Here is a 1,312-nt window from a genome sequence, read left to right on the forward strand (position 1 = left end):
GTGCTCCCGGCGGGCACTCGAAAGGCTCCGGCCTGAGTTGAGCCCCCGTACATCCAGCAGCCATCGCCGCTGTCAGCGTCACGGCTCGACACCACGCTGGGAATGTCGGGTCTGTCGCGGCGGGGGCCGACGACTGGCCGCGTACGTTGCGTGTTGGCTTGAGTGCATCCGGCGGCTTGCTCTTCACTGTGGATCCTTCCTTCTGGGGGGTGGCAGGAGCGGCGAGGAGGGGGGCTGCCGCTTGTGGAGGTGCAGGCGCGGATACAGCAGGGACGTTCACGGGAGGCTGCACTGGGAGCGGTGGGGGCAGGCCCGGGGTGGTGGCCACACCGGGTGGGGCCTGTGGCGGCTGGGAGGGGTGTCCTTCTCGGAGGAGCCCAGAGGCAGCCGCAAGGGCCAGCACGACGGCACTTACCACTCCTACGAGCACCCACGGCTTGGGCCAACGACGGATGCGCTCCAGCATGATGCCTGGCACCGCCCGTACCTGAGGCCAGCCCTGCAACGCAGGGGGCTCCAGCTCAGCCAGCTCGTCGGGCGGAACGGCCCCCTCGGGGGCGGGAGCTCTTTGCTCCGAGGGAAGGTGCACAGGTGCTGCGTATTCCGACCCTGGGTGCTCCGCGAATTCCGCCAATTCGCGCCGGACGGCCTCCATGTTCTCGGGCCGATGCTTGGGGTCGAGCTCTAGGAGGTTCATCACCGTGTCGCTCAGGGCGATGGGCACGCGCGGATTGGCCCTCTGGGGGGAGGAGAAGGGAATCAACCGGGTGGGGCTGTTGAGGGGCGTCTTGCCCTTGTGCTCCGTGGGGCGGGGGTCCGTCAACACGTCGTAGAGCATCACTCCCAGGGAGAAAATCTCATCCGCCACCTGGAACGAGTACCGCTCCTTTCCGGCGCGCCCCAACCTGCGGAGGAAGCCCAACGCTTCTGGGGCGCGGAACCGGTCCGTCCCCGGCGGCAGTCCCGCACCCGTCAGCTCTTCGGCGTGCTCGTAGGTCGCCGCACCAAAGTCGATGAGGATGGGCTCGCCATCCTCTCTGCGGATCAGGACGTTCTTCAGTTTCAAATCCCGGTGTTTGACACCTTTCCCGTGCAGATAGGCCACCGCACCGGCGATCTTCATGAAGACGCGGGCAATCTCCTGGGCCGTGGGGTGCGTGCGCTCGACCCATTGCTCCAGCGTCCAGCCGTCCACGTACTCCAGCACGAAGTACACGCGCCCATCGGGCAAGTAACCAAAGGCGCGCGGCTTCACGATGTTGGGATGGTCCAGCATCAGAAGCACCAGCACCTCGCGCAGCGTGCGGGCGTG

At 67.0% G+C, this 1,312-nt stretch carries 1 protein-coding gene; it reads right to left on the reverse strand.

Annotated elements, in window-relative coordinates; genetic code table 11:
• A partial coding sequence (locus tag DB31_RS40925; protein WP_044198621.1) for a serine/threonine protein kinase occupies window positions 1-1,312 on the reverse strand: 1,312 nt, incomplete at both ends.

Origin of the sequence: Hyalangium minutum (assembly GCF_000737315.1) — a bacterium.
Lineage (GTDB): Bacteria > Myxococcota > Myxococcia > Myxococcales > Myxococcaceae > Hyalangium > Hyalangium minutum.